Raw genomic sequence first — 645 nt, 5'->3', positions numbered from 1 at the left:
TTGATAAAATATAGTCACCATCAGGGGTTAATGTTGCCGAGGCCGGCGCAATACGAACCACGTGAATATTATCAGCGTCGTATCCTAATTGAGAAACAACATACTTGTAAGATTGGTTCACCCATAAGTTTCCTTGCGAGTGAGCAATATAAATTAGCTTTTTGCCTTTCCATGTATTGGAATCATTGATGAGTTTATGCTGCATCTGAGTTTTTTCAGTATCAGGTGAATCAATCGAAGTACTCAAGAGCTGCAAAAACTCACGAATCATCGTATTCATACCTTGGCTGACAAGGTCAGAAACAAACCCTTTAAACCATGAAAAAGTCGCACTAATTTTTTGGATGATGGAACTGTCCTGACGTCCGCTAACGATTTCCCAAAACGCTTCCCATCGGTCAAATTGCTTTTGACCCAACTCTTGTGTTCTTTGATCAAAAGTTTCAGCAAAATCAGCTAAGACATTCAACCCGTTACTTTCAATGTAAGCGTCATTGTAGAACAGTTGATATTCAACTGGCTCACCGTTGAATTGCTTGATACCAAGGGTTGATTCTATTTTCTTCCTTCCCTCGACCGCAGCGTCTTTCGACGTAGCAACACCATTAAAAAAACTTATTGTGTAGCCTTCAATATCACAGGAGT

At 40.0% G+C, this 645-nt stretch carries 1 pseudogene; it reads right to left on the bottom strand.

Annotated elements, in window-relative coordinates:
• Window positions 1–645, bottom strand: a pseudogene (locus tag R7O13_RS28020) (hypothetical protein); the annotation flags it as partial.

The sequence above is a fragment of the Vibrio sp. Y176 genome (assembly GCF_033438945.1).
This window is presented reverse-complemented; position numbering and strand designations above follow the sequence as displayed.